This window comes from Bradyrhizobium sp. Unk1 (assembly GCF_059512345.1).
In genome coordinates this window covers 160,317-172,433 of the sequence record NZ_JCAMOP010000003.1, presented here as the reverse complement: position 1 = coordinate 172,433, position 12,117 = coordinate 160,317, and the positions used below count along the sequence as shown (strand labels likewise).

12 protein-coding genes are annotated in these 12,117 nt (G+C 66.4%); 9 read left to right on the top strand and 3 right to left on the bottom strand.

What is annotated here, in order from left to right; genetic code table 11:
- Positions 1 to 8 precede the first annotated feature (8 nt).
- Together rdgB and hemW are read left to right on the top strand one after the other, a co-directional pair.
- The gene (gene rdgB / locus AC5ZFO_RS05005) at positions 9 to 644 is read left to right on the top strand and encodes an RdgB/HAM1 family non-canonical purine NTP pyrophosphatase (RefSeq protein WP_282521722.1); all 636 of its coding nucleotides are present in this window, start codon (positions 9 to 11) and stop codon (positions 642 to 644) included.
- Complete coding sequence (gene hemW / locus AC5ZFO_RS05000) at positions 631 to 1,785, top strand: radical SAM family heme chaperone HemW (protein WP_282521723.1); 1,155 nt, start codon at positions 631 to 633, stop codon at positions 1,783 to 1,785. Before rdgB ends, hemW begins: the two co-directional genes overlap by 14 nt.
- Before the next feature lie 102 nt (positions 1,786 to 1,887).
- On the opposite strand, the gene AC5ZFO_RS04995 is transcribed toward hemW, so the two are convergent.
- Positions 1,888 to 3,123: a penicillin-binding protein activator gene (locus AC5ZFO_RS04995; protein WP_282521837.1), complete on the bottom strand. Its 1,236-nt coding sequence runs from the start codon at positions 3,121 to 3,123 to the stop codon at positions 1,888 to 1,890.
- A 339-nt stretch (positions 3,124 to 3,462) separates the two neighbouring features.
- Between AC5ZFO_RS04995 and rsmI the strand changes: the two genes are divergently transcribed.
- From rsmI to AC5ZFO_RS04960, 7 genes are all read left to right on the top strand, one after another.
- Complete coding sequence (rsmI, locus tag AC5ZFO_RS04990; protein ID WP_282521724.1) at positions 3,463 to 4,413, top strand: 16S rRNA (cytidine(1402)-2'-O)-methyltransferase; 951 nt, start codon at positions 3,463 to 3,465, stop codon at positions 4,411 to 4,413.
- Positions 4,400 to 4,798, top strand: coding sequence for a YraN family protein (locus AC5ZFO_RS04985; protein ID WP_496121562.1), 399 nt, complete (start codon positions 4,400 to 4,402; stop codon positions 4,796 to 4,798). Before rsmI ends, AC5ZFO_RS04985 begins: the two co-directional genes overlap by 14 nt.
- A 10-nt stretch (positions 4,799 to 4,808) precedes the next feature.
- Entirely contained in the window at positions 4,809 to 5,753 is a 945-nt protein-coding gene (gene gshB / locus AC5ZFO_RS04980; RefSeq protein ID WP_282521725.1) for a glutathione synthase, read from the top strand.
- A 506-nt stretch (positions 5,754 to 6,259) separates the two neighbouring features.
- The gene (gene cpaB / locus AC5ZFO_RS04975) at positions 6,260 to 7,075 is read left to right on the top strand and encodes a Flp pilus assembly protein CpaB (protein WP_014490823.1); all 816 of its coding nucleotides are present in this window, start codon (positions 6,260 to 6,262) and stop codon (positions 7,073 to 7,075) included.
- A 13-nt stretch (positions 7,076 to 7,088) separates the two neighbouring features.
- On the top strand, positions 7,089 to 8,606 hold the full coding sequence (locus AC5ZFO_RS04970) for a type II and III secretion system protein family protein (protein ID WP_282521727.1): 1,518 nt from the start codon (positions 7,089 to 7,091) through the stop codon (positions 8,604 to 8,606).
- Between the two features lie 52 nt (positions 8,607 to 8,658).
- Positions 8,659 to 9,393, top strand: coding sequence for a CpaD family pilus assembly protein (locus tag AC5ZFO_RS04965; protein WP_063980257.1), 735 nt, complete (start codon positions 8,659 to 8,661; stop codon positions 9,391 to 9,393).
- On the top strand, positions 9,390 to 10,682 hold the full coding sequence (locus tag AC5ZFO_RS04960; RefSeq protein WP_282521728.1) for a CpaE/TadZ family protein: 1,293 nt from the start codon (positions 9,390 to 9,392) through the stop codon (positions 10,680 to 10,682). The genes AC5ZFO_RS04965 and AC5ZFO_RS04960 overlap by 4 nt, the downstream gene beginning before the upstream one ends.
- 109 nt (positions 10,683 to 10,791) lie before the next feature.
- Here the strand turns inward: AC5ZFO_RS04960 and AC5ZFO_RS04955 are convergent, their stop codons facing one another.
- Both AC5ZFO_RS04955 and AC5ZFO_RS04950 read right to left on the bottom strand, forming a co-directional pair.
- Positions 10,792 to 11,565: a tetratricopeptide repeat protein gene (locus AC5ZFO_RS04955; protein ID WP_282521729.1), complete on the bottom strand. Its 774-nt coding sequence runs from the start codon at positions 11,563 to 11,565 to the stop codon at positions 10,792 to 10,794.
- A 79-nt stretch (positions 11,566 to 11,644) separates the two neighbouring features.
- Complete coding sequence (locus AC5ZFO_RS04950; RefSeq protein ID WP_027534981.1) at positions 11,645 to 11,890, bottom strand: PilZ domain-containing protein; 246 nt, start codon at positions 11,888 to 11,890, stop codon at positions 11,645 to 11,647.
- Between the last annotated feature and the right edge of the window lie 227 nt (positions 11,891 to 12,117).

Sequence of the window (12,117 nt, the reverse complement as noted above, 5' to 3'; positions counted from 1 at the left end):
ATAGGCCCATGCACCGCCGAATCACCGGAAAGCTCGTCATCGCGACCCACAATCCCGGCAAGCTCGCCGAGATGAAGGAGTTGCTCGCGCCTTACGGCATCGAGGCGGTGTCGGCCGGTGAGCTCGGCCTGCCCGAGCCCGACGAGACCGGCAATGATTTCCGCAGCAATGCCGCGATCAAGGCGATCGCGGCGGCGCAGGCGACGAAGCTTCCCTCCTTTGCCGACGATTCCGGCATCGTGGTCGACGCGCTCGATGGCGCGCCCGGCATCTACAGCGCGCGCTGGGCCGGTCCAGCCAAGGATTTTGCCGTTGCAATGGCGCAGATCGAGCGCCTGTTGCAGGAGCGCGGCGCCACCACGCCCGACAAGCGCACCGCGCATTTCGTATCCGCGCTCTGCGTCGCCTGGCCCGACGATCATCTCGAAGAGGTCGAGGCGCGCGTCGACGGCACCCTGGTCTGGCCGCCGCGCGGCACCGCCGGCTTCGGCTATGATCCGATGTTCCTGCCCAATGGCCACGATCGCACGTTCGGCGAGATGACCAGCATCGAGAAGCACGGCCTGCCGCCGCTTGGCCTCGGCCTGTCGCATCGCGCCCGCGCCTTCGTGAAACTGGCGGAGATCTGCCTTGAGCCGCGCTAAGCAAGCTTTCGGCGTCTATGTGCACTGGCCGTTCTGCCTGTCGAAGTGCCCCTATTGCGACTTCAACAGCCACGTCCGCCACGCTGCGATCGACGAGGCGCGCTTTGCCTCCGCCTTTGCGCGCGAGATCGCAACCACCGCGGAACGCGCACCCGGCCGTGAAGTCACCTCGATTTTCCTCGGCGGCGGCACGCCGTCGCTGATGCAGCCCGCAACCGTCGGCGCGGTGCTCGATGCCATCGGCAAGCACTGGACTGTCGCAAGCGATGTCGAGGTGACGCTGGAAGCAAACCCGACCAGCGTCGAGGCCACGCGCTTTGCCGGCTATCGCGCCGCCGGCGTCAACCGCGTCTCGCTCGGCGTGCAGGCACTCGACGATGCCTCGCTGAAAGCGCTGGGCCGCATGCACAGCGCCCGCGAGGCACTCGATGCCGTCGCCATCGCGCGCCGCTCGTTCGACCGTTATTCGTTCGACCTGATCTACGCCCGTCCCGACCAGACACCGGCGATGTGGGCCGACGAGCTGCGCCTCGCGATCGACGAAGCGGCCGAGCATCTGTCGCTCTATCAATTGACGATCGAGGAAGGCACGCCGTTCTTCGGCCTGCACCAGGCCGGCAAGCTGAAGACGCCTGACGAAGCGGTTGCGCGCGCGCTCTACGACGTCACGCAAGAGACCTGCGACAAGCTCGGCCTGCCCGCCTACGAGATTTCAAATCACGCGCGGCGCGGCGCCGAGTGCCGGCACAATCTGGTGTACTGGCGCGGCGAGGAATATGCCGGCATCGGCCCCGGTGCCCATGGCCGCCTCGACATCAACGGTATCAGGCACGCCACCGCCACTGAGAAGCGCCCCGAAGCCTGGCTTATGCGGGTCGAGACCAACGGCCACGGCAACGTCACCGACGATCTCCTCAACAGCGAAGAGCGCGCCGACGAATTTCTGCTGATGGGGCTCCGCCTCGCCGAGGGCATCGACCCCGAGCGCTACAGCGCGCTGTCCGGCCGCCCGCTCGATCCCAAGCGCATCGCGCTGTTGCGCGAGGAGGGCGCGATTATCGTGGATGCTACGGGGCGCTTGCGCGTGACCAGCAGCGGATTCCCCGTGTTGGATGCGGTGGTCGCGGATTTGGCGGCTTAAGCGAGCTGCCGTAGCCCGGATGGAGCGCAGCGTAATCCGGGACGCTTTCGCCACTCGGATAGAACCCGGATTGCGCTGCGCTCCATCCGGGCTACGAAGCCATCAAGCCCCAAAGCTCTTCGGCGAGCCCGCGACTGCCACGCCGCCACCCGTCGTCACCTTCATCACGGCGAGCCCGCGCTCGTTGGTCCCATCCGCGCGGAAGCGGAACAGGCCGTCGATGCCGGCGAAGCCGGAAGGGTTGGTGAGCACATCCGCAGAGAAGCGCGTCGGGCCCTGCGTGCGCGCGAGCGCGGCGACGAGGGCGACCGCGTCATAGGCGAGCGTCGCGGTGCGGATCGGCTCGGCGCCGTATTTGGTGCGGTAGCGGCCGGAGAAGGCGCGGAAGCCGGCCGGGTCCGGCGCGGCGTAGAGACCGCCTTGCAAGTTCGCATTGGCATAGACGCGCGGATTGTCCCACAGGCCGGTGCCCAGCAGCTGGATGTTGCGCAAATTCGCGCCTGCGGCCGTCATCGCATCGGCCACCGCGACGACGGCATCGCCGTCATCAGCGATGAACAGCGCATCCGCGCTGCCGAGCTGCTGCGCCACGGTGCGTGCCGGCGTGGCGCGATCGGCGCCGTATTTCTCGAAGGCGACAATGCGGCCGCCGCGCCGCGGCACCGCCGCCTTCACCGCGGCCTCGACGACATTGCCATAGGCATTGTCGGGCACGAGCACCGCGACCGAGCGTTTTCCGATGCCGGCGGAATATTCGACGATTCGGTTGACGTCGGACTCCGGCAGGAAGCTCAGCAGAAAGACGCCGCGGCCGGCAATGCTGGAATCGGTCGAGAACGCGATCACGGAGATGCCGCGCGCACGCGCGACCTGCGCCACCGCCGGCACCGACTGCGCGAACAGCGGGCCCAAAATGATCTCGGCGCCCTCGTCGACCGCCTGCTGCGCGCCCGCCTGCGCGCCTTGCGGGCTGCCATTGTCGTCCTTGATCAGGAGCTGGATGTTGGGATTCTGGAACTCGGCCAGCGCCATCTCGGCGGCGTTGCGCATCGACTGCGCGGCAAGGCCGGCATTGCCGGCGGCCGAGAGCGGCAGGATCACGGCAACCTTCACCCCGCCGCTGCCGGCGGTGGTAGCCTGTTGCGGCGGTCCGGCCGGCTGCGCCGGGGCCGGGGAGGAGCTGCTGAACGGGTTGGAGAACTGGCTAAGACTCTGCTGCACGCCGGCGCAGGCCGACAGCAAAGGGGCGCCGAGCAACAGGCCGAGCGCGCTTCGCCGGGTCGCTCCTGATAATCGGGAGCCCTGAACGGGAGATTTTGGATCGCGCGGGCCCAGCATCATAACTTCTCTTCTGACCGGCCGTCGGCCGGCCGGTCACAACATTCTTTCCACGACACAAGCCGCGGATTCAGGCATAATGTCGGCAAATAGTTAACTAAAACAAAAGGATAATGACCACTTAACGCGGCCGCACCTCAAGCCCTGGCTAGCCGTCCACCCTCCGTCACCCGCATCAAGGCGGCGTTTCCGCCGCGAATATGGCGCCGACGCTTCATTCCCTCTGCAATGTGATGCCGGATGGATCACATTCCAGTCCTTCCTCACCCCTGACCTGGCGCGATCTTTTTCCGAGGACCGGTTCCCAGCCCCGGGGATCATGCCTAAGTTCGATTCATTATGCGCGCAAAGCCGAGCCCGATAAACACACCTGAAACGACGGATCCCGCCTCGCGCGGCTTCTCCATCGACGCCCATCGGCTGACGGCGCCGAAGGCGGCGCCGGGCCTCCATCTGGTCGCGACCCCCATCGGCAATCTCGGCGACATCACGTTGCGCGCGCTTCAGACGCTCGCCGGCGTCGACGTCATCGCCTGCGAGGACACCCGCATCACGCGGCGCCTGACCGAGCGCTACGCGATCACCGCGCAGCTCAAGCAATATCACGAGCACAACGCGGAAGCGGCGCGTCCGAGGATCCTGGAGGCGCTGGGGCAGGGCGGCTCGATCGCGCTGGTATCGGATGCCGGCACGCCGCTGATCTCCGACCCCGGTTTCAAGCTGGTGCGCGAGGTCTGCGCGGCCGGCCATGCGGTCTATGCGCTGCCCGGCCCGTCCTCGGTGCTGGCCGCGCTGTCGGTCGCCGCATTGCCGACCGACCGCTTCTTCTTCGAGGGCTTCCTGCCGGCGAAATCCGCCGCGCGAAAGTCGCGCCTTGCGGAACTCGCCCGCATCGATGCGACGCTGGTGATGTTCGACTCCGGCAACCGCGTGCAGGACACGCTCGCCGAGCTTGCCGAGATCATGGGGACGCGCGAAGCCGCGATCTGCCGCGAATTGACGAAACTGCACGAGGAGATTTCGCGCGCGCCGCTGCAGGAGCTGGCACGCGGGGCGGACACGCTGGAGACGCGCGGCGAATTCGTGCTGGTGATCGCGCCGCCTGCGGCGGACGCGGAGCTGCTGACGCCGGATGCGCTCGACGGTCTCCTGCGCGAGCAGCTCGCCGCGCACAGCGTCAAGGATGCCGTCGCGCATGCGGTCGCGCTGTCGGGCCGGCCGCGCCGCGAGGTCTATGCCCGCGCGCTCGAGCTCGCAAAGGACCTGAGGGACGGCGATGGCGAAGACTGAGGGCGCGGAACCGAAAGTCGCCTCGCCCGAGCGCGTCGCCGCGTTCCGCACCGGCATCTCCGCGGAGAGCCGCGCCGCCGCCTATCTCATGGCCAAGGGCTACCGCATCCTCGCCAAGCGCTACCGCACACCCCATGGCGAGATCGACATCGTGGCGCGCCGCCGCAACCTGATCGCCTTCGTCGAGGTCAAGGCCCGCGCGACGCTGGATGACGCCGCCTTCGCCGTGACGGCGCGCCAGCAGCAGCGCATCATCGACGCCGCGCAAGGCTGGCTCGTGGCGCATCCCGAGCATGCCGAATTCGAACTGCGATTCGACGCCATGCTGATTGCGCCGCGCTCACTTCCGCGCCATGTGTTGGCGGCATTCGACGCCTCGACCTGAAAGGCAGACCATGAAACTGAACGTCGCCGTCCAGATGGACCCCATCGCCCGTATCAACATCAAGGGCGATTCCACCTTTGCACTGCTCCTGGAGGCGCAGAAGCGCGGCCATGGCCTGTCCTATTACACGCCTGACAAGCTCTCGATGGTCGGCGAGGAGATCGTCGCGCCCATCCAGCTCCTGACCGTGCGCGACGAGCCCGGCAATCACTTCACGCTGGGCGAGCCCAGGCGCGAAGCGCTCAACGGCTTCGACGTGGTGCTGCTGCGCCAGGATCCGCCGTTCGATCTCGCCTACATCACCTCGACGCATTTCCTGGAGCGCATCCATCCGAAGACGCTGGTGGTCAACGATCCCGCCTCGGTGCGCAACGCGCCGGAAAAACTGTTCGTGATGAACTTTCCGCAGCTGATGCCGCCGACGCTGATCTCGCGCGACCTCGACGAGATCAACGCGTTCCGGGATAAGCATGGCGCCGTCGTGATGAAGCCGCTGCACGGCCATGGCGGCGCGGCAGTGTTCCGCGTGATGCCGCAGGACATGAATTTCGGCTCGCTGTTCGACATGTTCTCGGTCACCTTCAAGGAGCCCTGGGTGATCCAGCAGTTCATCCCCGAGGTGAAGCACGGCGACAAGCGCATCATCCTCGTCAACGGCGAGTTCGCCGGCGCGGTGAACCGCGTGCCGGCCGCCGACGACCTCCGCTCCAACATGGTCCGTGGCGGCGCCGCGCAGGAGACCGAGCTCACGCCACGCGAGCGCGAGATCTGCGCCACCGTCGGCCCGGCGCTGCGCGAGCGCGGCCTGCTGTTCGTCGGCATCGACGTCATCAACGGCAACCTCACCGAGATCAACGTGACATCGCCGACGGGCATCCGCGCCATCGCGCGGCTCGGCGGCCCTGATGTCGCGGCGAAACTCTGGGACGTGATCGAGCAGAAGCGGGCGAAGTAGGGCGCTCACGCGTAGCCCGGATGGAGCGCAGCGAAATCCGGGATCTCACAACGCGCTGCACGACCCCGGATTGCGCTTCGCTCCATCCGGGCTACGGACATCAATTGAAACACGAGGCACCACGCTCCTCACCCTGAGGAGCCGCGCTTGCGCGGCGTCTCGAAGGGGCGAGGCCACCGGCCGGGCCTTCATCCTTCGAGACGCTTGCTGCGCAAACCCCTCAGGATGAGGAGCGACTACCGCGCACGCTGCGCGAAGCGCCCATGACTAACCACCCATTCACCATGACGCCGCGCGCATCGTTCGAACGAACGTCCCGCCCTGCGTGAATCTACGGGGCCATTGACCGACCGGATAACGCGACGTTCACCATCTGCCCAGAACGCGCATCGTCACGGGCCATCACACTCGGCCTCGCAACACCCCTTATACTTTTACTCCCTACTCATCGACGCAGGGGAACCCGCCACGTGCGGTTCGAGTACCCCGCGTAAGAGTAGAAGCGTATGAACACCGCACGCATTGTCGTTCTCGTCATCGCGCTGGGCGCCGGCGGTGTCGCTGCGTATCTGGCGAGCGGCTTTGACAACAAGCCCGCGCCCGCCCTTCCCGTCGCCGAAAAGCTGCCGACGGTCGAGGTGCTGATCGCGAAGAACGACATCCAGCTCGGCCAGGCCGTGAAACCCGAGGATCTGCAATGGCAGTCCTGGCCGGCGGCGACCGCGAGCAGCGCCTTCATCCGCCGCGACAGCAGGCCCGACGCCCAGACCCAGATCGCAGGCTCGATCGCGCGCGTGCCATTGATGCAGGGCGAGCCGATCCGCGAGCAGAAGCTGGTGAGGGCCGAGGGCTCGGGCTTCATGGCCGCGATCCTGCCCTCCGGCATGCGGGCCGTCTCCACCGAGATTTCAGCCGAGACCGGCGCCGGCGGCTTCATCCTGCCGAACGACCGCGTCGACATCGTCCTGACACGGCGCCTGAAGAACCCTGATGGCGCCAACGGCGCGACCGGCGGCAACGACCTGATCCTGTCTGAGGTCATCCTGAGCAACATCCGTGTGCTCGCGATCGACCAGGCGCCGAAAGAAAAAGACGGCCAGAACGCCGTGCTCGGCAAGACCGTCACGCTCGAGCTCAAGCCGGACCAGGTCGCGACGCTGTCGGCCTCGCGCCAGGGCGGCACGCTGACGCTCGCGTTGCGAAGCATCGCCGATGCCAACGCGTCGGAGATTTCGATCGAAGACCTGGCGGCCAAGCGGCCCGGCGGCGTGAACGTGATCCGCTACGGGGTGCAGGCACGGCAACTGACGTCACAGAAGTGATGATGGGGACACCATGAACTACGGGGATGATCGAACGGGCCTGCGCATTCGGGGGAAGCGCGCACGCTCGTTCTGGACGGGGGCGGTGCTGATGCTGGGGCTGATCGCAGCTCCCGACTTCGTCACCGCGGCGGATGCGCCGGTCGGCGACCAGGCGCCGATGCAGGCGCCGGATCTCGGCGTGTCGCCGGTTTCGACCATCGCGCCGGCGCGCACGCGCTCGCTGTCGCTCGGCGTCGGCAAGTCCGTCGTCATCGACCTGCCGCGCGAGGTCAAGGACGTGCTGGTGGCCGATCCCAAGATCGCCAATGCAGTGATCCGCTCGTCGCAGCGCGCCTATATCATTGGCGGCCAGGTCGGCCAGACCAACGTCGTGTTCTTCACCGCCGACGGCCAGCAGGTTGCCTCCTACGACATCGCGGTGAAGCGTGATCTCAACGGCATGCGCACCGCGCTGCGCCAATCGCTGCCGGGCGTGCAGATCGAAGGCGTCGGCGACAGCGTGATGCTGACCGGCTCGGTGTCGAGCCCGATCGAGGCCCAGCAGGCCGGCGACGTCGCCGCAAAACTCGTTGGCGGCGCGGACAAGGTGGTCAACAACATCGTCGTGCGCGGCCGTGACCAGGTGATGCTCAAGGTCGTGGTCGGCGAAGTCCGCCGCGACATCGTCAAGCAGCTCGGCGTCGACCTCAGCGCCAGCCTGAATGCCGGGACTGCGGTCGTGAACTTCAACAATTCCAACCCGTTCTCGGTCTCTGGCGGACCGATCGTCGGCAGCAACGGGCTCGGCGTGGCCGGCCTCGCCAAGGGTGTCGCCACCGTCAGCGCCACGATGCGCGCGATGGAAAGCGCCGGCGTCATGCGCACGCTTGCCGAACCGAGCCTGACCGCGATCTCGGGTGAATCCGCCACCTTCATCGCCGGCGGCGAATTCCCGATCCCTGCAGGCTATTCCTGCGATCCGGTCACCCACGTCTGTACCACCCAGGTCACCTACAAGAAGTTCGGCATCTCGCTGAACTTCACCCCGCTCGTGCTCAGCGAAGGCCGTATCAGCCTGCGCGTGATGACCGAGGTCTCGGAGCTGTCGAACACGAATGCGATCACGCTGACGCAGGCGGTGTCCTCGACCTCGAGCAACTCGATCACCATCCCCTCGGTCCAGACCCGCCGCGCCGAGACCACGCTGGAGATTCCCTCCGGGGGCTCGATGGCGATGGCCGGGCTGATCCAGCAGAAGACCAAGCAGGCCATCAACGGCCTGCCCGGCGTCGACCAGGTGCCCATCATCGGCGCGCTGTTCCGCAGCCAGGACTTCGTCAACAACGAGACCGAGCTGATGGTGATCGTGACGCCCTATGTGGTGCGCGCGGTCGCCCAGAAGGAATTGTCGCGACCAGACGACGGCTTTGCGCCGGCCTCGGACGCGCAGACGGCGCTGCTCGGCCGCATGAACCGGCTCTATGGCATCGCGCGCAGCGTCGATCCGATGGAAGGCAGCCGCGGCGATTTCGGCTTCATCATCGACTGAGACGGACGGTTTGGGGACCGGGGCAAGAAACGGGGCAAGAGGGGACAAAGCGATGACGAAGACGATCGCCGATCGACGTCGCAACCTGCGGATCGCGCTGGCGCTGACGGGGCTTTCCGTCATGCTCGGCGCCTGCAACACCACCGGGGACATCGTCACCCAGACGGTGCCGACCGACTATCGCCAGCGCCACCCGATCGCGGTGCAGGAAGCCAAGAAGTCGATCGTGATCTTCGTCGGCAAGGCGCGCGGGGGCCTCTCCACCGCGCAGCACGCGGACGTCGCGGGCATTGCCAGGGACTGGGTGCGCGAAGGCACCGGTTCAGTGGTCGTCGACGTGCCGAGCGACGCTGCGAATTCACGCGCCGCGGCGGCGACCTATCACGAAATCCGGTCGGTGCTCGCATCCGGCGGCGTGCCGTCGCGCGCCATCGTCCAGCATCCCTATCGCCCCGAGGATCCCGGCCTGCTGCCGACCATCCGCCTGAGCTATTCGAAGATCGCCGCGGTCGCCGGCCCCTGCGGGCTGTGGCCGGAAGACGTCGGTCCGAACATCCTCGACCCCGGCTACAACGAGAACCGGCCGTACTTCAATCTGGGCTGCGCCAGCCAGCGCAACCTCGCGGCCATGATCGACAACCCCGCCGACCTCGAGCAGCCGCGGGCGGAGACGCCCGCCTACACTGCACGGCGCGAGATCGCCTTCGAGCGCTACCGCAAGGGCATGGCGACCACGACCATGTATCCCGAGGCCGAAAAGGCCAAACTCAGCGACACCGGCAAATGACAAGTTTTCACGACGACGAAGAAGCGGACGACCCGCGGCACCCCGAGGACCACATTGCGCCGGTTCCTCGCATCTCGGTGCAGGCCTTTTGCGAGACCGAGCAGACGCTCGCCGCGATCACCGCCGCCGGGCAGGATCGCCGTCTCGCCAAGGCGCATCTCACCGCCAAGGGCGGCGGCCTTGCCGCGGCCATCGAAGTCTATGACACGATGCCGACGCCGAACGTCATCGTGATCGAATCCGACGGCACACGCGATATCCTCGAGGGCCTCGACGATCTCGCCGGCGTCTGCGATCCCGGCACCCGGGTGGTCGTGATCGGCAACCCCAACGACACCGCGCCCTATCGCGAGCTGGTCCGCCGCGGCGTCAACGACTACGTGGTGGGACCGGTCGAAACCCTCGACGTCGTCCGCTCGATCTGCAGCCTGTTCTCGGCCTCGGAAGCCATCATCACCGGCCGCGTCATCGCGGTGGTCGGCGCCAAGGGCGGCGTCGGTGCGTCCACGGTCGCGCACAACGTGGCCTGGACTATCGCGCGCGACCTCGCGCTCGATTCTGTCGTGATCGATCTCGACCTCGCCTTCGGCACCGCCGGCCTCGACTACAACCAGGACCCGGCGCAGGGCATCGCCAACGCGGTGCTCTCGCAGGACCGGCCGGACACGGCGCTGATGGAGCGCCTGCTCGCCAAATGCACCGAGCGCCTCAGTCTCCTCGCTGCGCCCGCGACGCTCGACCGCGTCTACGATTTCGGCGCCGAAGCTTTTGATGCGATCTTCGATACGCTGCGCATGACCACGCCCTGCATCGTGCTCGACGTTCCCCACCAATGGTCGGGCTGGACGCGCCGCGCGCTCGTCAATGCCGACGACATCGTGATCGTGGCCGAGCCCGATCTGGCCAATCTGCGCAACACCAGGAACATGCTGAGCGTGCTCAAGGCGGCACGGCCCAACGACCGTCCGCCGCTGTACTGCATCAACCAAGTCGGCATGCACAAGCGCGCGGAGATCGACGTCAAGGCGTTCGCCAAGACCATGGAGAGCCAGCCGATCGCGGCGATCCCGTTCGACTCGAAACTGTTCTCGACCGCGGCCAACAACGGCCAGATGATCGCGGAGGTCTCCAAGAACCACCGCACCACCCTTCTGTTCCAGAACATGGCGAACCGCCTCGCCGGGCGTGGCGAGGTGAAGAAGCCGAAGCGCTCGCTGCTCGGACCGCTCCTGAAGAAGCTCAAGGGCAGGGCGGGTCGCGGGTCAGCCCCGCATCGCAAGGTGTCGTAAGCGAAACAGCGGTGTTGTCTCCGTTCCCTCCCCCCTTGCGGGGGAGGGAACGCACATCCGACGAGGCGCTAGGCGAGTTTCATCCCATAAGGTCCTAAGAGAGAGCGGGCTATTTGTCCGCCCGCTGCTGCTTCTTCGCCAGCAACTGCCGCAGCGCCGTGACCTTTGCTGCGGCCTGATCCGGCGGCAGGTCGGCCTTCACGATGGTCTCGGCCTCGGCCTGCTTTCCCTGCAGTCCCACGACGAGCGCCAGATTGGCGCGCACGCGGGAATCGGCGCGATTGCGCTCATAGGCGCGGCGCAGCGTTTCCTCGGCCCGCGGCAGATTGTTCTGGAGCATGTAGGACAGGCCGAGATTGGACAGAACCTGCGGCTCTTCGGGCACAATCTTCAGCGCTGCCGCATAATATTGCTGCGCCTCTTCGTTGCGACCGAGCTGATCGAGCGCCGCGCCTTGCGCCGACAGGATGCGCCAATCCGGATCCTCGGGCGTATGTGCGCGGCTGAGCACATCGAAAGCCTGCTGGAAATTGCCGCTGTCGGCGAGCGCGCGGCCGTAGCCGGCGAGCAGCGCCTTGTTGCTGGGATGGGCGAGCACGGCCTGCTCCATCACCGCAACGGCCTGGGCGCGCTGGCCGGTCTCGCGCAGCGCCGTGCCATAGTCGAGCGCGACGTTGGGATCGGAAGGCTTGGCGCGATAGCGCTCGCGAAGCGCGTCCATGTCCGGCTTCGGATCGGCCCTGCCAGCGGTTTCCGACTTGCCGCCGAGCGCGCCGGTGATGTCCTCCAGACTCGTGGTCTGGCAGCCGCCGAGGGCAAGCATCACGAGCGCGGAAAGCAGGAATCTCGCCGGCGGAGAGGCAAGGGACGAACGCTTGGGCATACTCTGATCACTCGGCGACTGATCAGCGATGCTTACCGATTAACGCTAAAGTCCAGTTAAGGAACCCGGCCGGTCCGGCTCAATCGGTGAACTCGGCGCCGAATTCGCAGCCGATGCGCCAGCGCAGGCGGCATTGGCGGGAATAATCGGGCGCGAAGATGATGGTGAATTGCGGCGGCACTTCCAGAAACTCCGCCACCACTTTCACCCCGCCATCCGAGATATCCGTGATCGTGCAGTCTCGCGGCAGCGATCCCGCGCCAAAGTGAATCTTGGCGAGCCGAGTGCATACCCGTCGTTCGCTTCTGCGGCGATTTGCAAGCATTTGAATTGTTCACCCGTTAGATCACGGCCCATCCCGCAGCTCTAGGAGTAGCGAACATTCGTTGGGATGTGCTGATGAGAGCCGCTCGCATTCGAGGCGTAGTGTCGGCGTGATGTTTACGACCGGTTAGGGTTTTCCTGGCCCTCAGGGATGTTCTTGTATTGTTCTTGCAAGAAAGATCGGGCTCTGCTACCCCTAATTGTGCGAGAGGGCAGGCTGGTTCGGGC

Bases quoted from the DNA above. Each gene is read 5' to 3' on its own strand.
- cpaB (WP_014490823.1), top strand. From the start codon at position 6,260: ATGAACACCGCACGCATTGTCGTTCTCGTCATCGCGCTGGGCGCCGGC.
- rsmI (WP_282521724.1), top strand. From the start codon at position 3,463: ATGCGCGCAAAGCCGAGCCCGATAAACACACCTGAAACGACGGATCCC.
- AC5ZFO_RS04970 (WP_282521727.1), top strand. From the start codon at position 7,089: ATGAACTACGGGGATGATCGAACGGGCCTGCGCATTCGGGGGAAGCGC.
- rdgB (WP_282521722.1), top strand. From the start codon at position 9: ATGCACCGCCGAATCACCGGAAAGCTCGTCATCGCGACCCACAATCCC.
- AC5ZFO_RS04965 (WP_063980257.1), top strand. From the start codon at position 8,659: ATGACGAAGACGATCGCCGATCGACGTCGCAACCTGCGGATCGCGCTG.
- AC5ZFO_RS04950 (WP_027534981.1), bottom strand. From the start codon at position 11,890: ATGCTTGCAAATCGCCGCAGAAGCGAACGACGGGTATGCACTCGGCTC.
- gshB (WP_282521725.1), top strand. From the start codon at position 4,809: ATGAAACTGAACGTCGCCGTCCAGATGGACCCCATCGCCCGTATCAAC.
- AC5ZFO_RS04995 (WP_282521837.1), bottom strand. From the start codon at position 3,123: ATGCTGGGCCCGCGCGATCCAAAATCTCCCGTTCAGGGCTCCCGATTA.
- AC5ZFO_RS04985 (WP_496121562.1), top strand. From the start codon at position 4,400: ATGGCGAAGACTGAGGGCGCGGAACCGAAAGTCGCCTCGCCCGAGCGC.
- AC5ZFO_RS04955 (WP_282521729.1), bottom strand. From the start codon at position 11,565: ATGCCCAAGCGTTCGTCCCTTGCCTCTCCGCCGGCGAGATTCCTGCTT.
- AC5ZFO_RS04960 (WP_282521728.1), top strand. From the start codon at position 9,390: ATGACAAGTTTTCACGACGACGAAGAAGCGGACGACCCGCGGCACCCC.